2 protein-coding genes are annotated in these 2,373 nt (G+C 69.5%); both read left to right on the forward strand.

What is annotated here, in order from left to right; genetic code table 11:
* Nucleotides 1-1,669 (forward strand): BamA/TamA family outer membrane protein (locus ACXJLU_RS33130; RefSeq protein WP_457337970.1); only part of this gene is annotated, 1,669 nt, incomplete at its 5' end.
* Nucleotides 1,670-1,937: 268 nt separating this feature from the next.
* Nucleotides 1,938-2,373: hypothetical protein (locus ACXJLU_RS33135; protein ID WP_457337971.1), on the forward strand; the 436-nt coding region annotated here is incomplete at its 3' end.

Below are 2,373 nucleotides of genomic sequence, written 5' to 3' on the forward strand. Positions count from 1 at the left end.
GGATGCGGCCGCAGGCGCGCCGCAAGCCGCCGACCCGCCGGCCTCCGCCGCCTCCGAGCCCACCGCCGACGACGGCCCGCCGCGCCCGAAGCCCCCCGAGCTCGAGAAGCCGCGTCCGGACGAGGTGCCGGACGACGAGGCGCTGGTCGCGGCCGGCGCACGCATCGGCGAAGTCCGCTTCCAGCGGCTCAACCTCTTCGACACGCGCTTGCCCGAAGAAGACCGGCTGCTGTTCCGCTGGGCCAACAAGCTGCACCTGCTGACGCACGAGTCGGTGGTCGCGTCGCACCTGCTGTTCAAGCCGGGCGATCCCTACGACCCGCGGCGGCTGCGCGAGTCGGAGCGCATCATGCGCACCGAGTCGTACTTCCGCGATGCGCACATCCGGCCGATCGCCTGGCATGACGGCATCGTCGACCTCGAGGTCGTCACGCAGGACGTGTGGACGCTGAACCCCGGCGTGTCGCTCGGCCGCTCGGGCGGCAAGAACAGCAGCGGCTTCAGCCTGGAAGATTCCAACCTGCTCGGCCTCGGCAAGGAGCTCGGCTTCTCGTTCAAGTCCGAGGTCGACCGCAGCAGCAAGAAAGTGAGCTACCACGACAAGCACGTGCTCGACAGCTGGTGGGACCTGCAGGCCCAGTACTCCGACAACAGCGATGGCCACGTGCACGAGCTGATCGTCAGGCGGCCGTTCTATGCGCTGGACACGCCGTGGACGACCGGTGCGCAGGTGCGCGACGAGCAGCGTGTCGATTCCGTCTACGACCGCGGCGAGGTGCTGCGCCAGCTCGACGTGCGCGACCGCATGGTGTCGGCGTACGGCGGCTGGTCGGCCGGGCTGCGCGATGGCTGGGTGACGCGCTGGACCGCGGGCGTCTCGCTCGACGAACACCGCGCCACGCTGGCCGTGCCGCCGAACGAGGCGGTGCCACCGGGCACCGAACGCCAGCTGGTGTACCCGTGGATCGGCTTCGAGCTGATCGAGGATGCCTTCAGCGAGGTGCGCAACCAGGACCAGATCGGCAAGACCGAAGATGTCTCGCTCGGTTGGTTCGTGAACGGCAAGCTGGGCTATTCGCTGCCCGCGCTGGGCGCGGACCGGCGCGCCACGGTGTTCTCGCTGGGCGCCAAGGTGGGCCATGCGCTGACGCCGCGGCAGACGCTGCTGCTCGCAGGTTCGGCGGTCGGCCACGTCGAGGACGGGCAGTTGCAGAACTCGCTGTTCAAGGCAGAGGGCCGCTACTACCTGCGGCAGTCGGCGCGCCGCAGCTTCTTCATGGGCTTGTCGGCGCAGCGCGGCGTGCGGCTCGACGACGGCCAGCAGGTGCTGCTCGGCGGCGACAACGGGCTGCGCGGCTACCCGTTGCGCTACCAGAGCGGCGACGGCCGCTGGCTGTTCACGACCGAGCAGCGGGTCTTCACGAACTGGTACCCGTTCCGGCTCTTCAACGTCGGCGGTGCGGTGTTCTACGACATGGGGCGCACCTGGGGGCAGGGCGCGGTGGAGTCATCGCACAAGCTGCTGAAGGACGTGGGCTTCGGGCTGCGCCTGGGCAACAGCCGCACCTCGCTCGGCAACGTGATCCACGTCGACCTCGCGTTCCCGCTGGACGGCGACAGCTCGATCAAGAAGGTGCAGTTCGTCGTCGAGGTGAAAGAGAGCTTCTAGGGCAGGGTGCCGAACACGCCACCGACCATCGGCAGGGCCGCGCGGTCGGTCGATGACACCTCAGGATGCACCAAGTGCCATACCTCCCCGGCAAGGCGTGGCTGTGCATGGTATGCGCGGGCGGCCAATTCCGGTACCGGTTCCAACCCATCCGACACATTGGGGATGACAGCGCGATGCAACTCGTCGACAGTCGCGCGGATGGCGTGTAGCAAAGTGTGTCAGACAGGCGCGTTTGCGGTTAGATTTCCCGCAGGGGGAAGTTTGAATGCGCAGTGCGCGAGCACAGGATCTGCCGCCGTTCCACATCACGGCGCGCCTGGACGAATCCGGGTCATGCGACGTCTTCGTGACCGATGGGCGGTCGGTGGGCCGCCACGCCCGGTCGTGGCCGGAGCTGCCGGCCTTGCGCCGGCTGTCGCAAGCCGCCGCTGAGGGCGACCTGCACGCGGGCCTCGCCTTGTTCGCCCAGCTGTTCCCGGGCATCGTCGGCGCCACGCTGCGCGGCAGCGAGCCGCGCCGCCTGAACCTGCAGCTCGACGCGGCCCTGCACGGCCTGCACTGGGAACTGGCAAGCGATGGCCACGGCCTGCTCGGCGAGCGCTGGCGGGTCGCGCGGCACCTGCTGGTCGACGACGACCGGCAGGCCGGCCCAGGCGCGGGGTCCGACGCCGATCCCGACACCGATCCGGCCGCCACCGTGC

It is taken from the genome of Rhizobacter sp. P5_C2, from assembly GCF_054049715.1.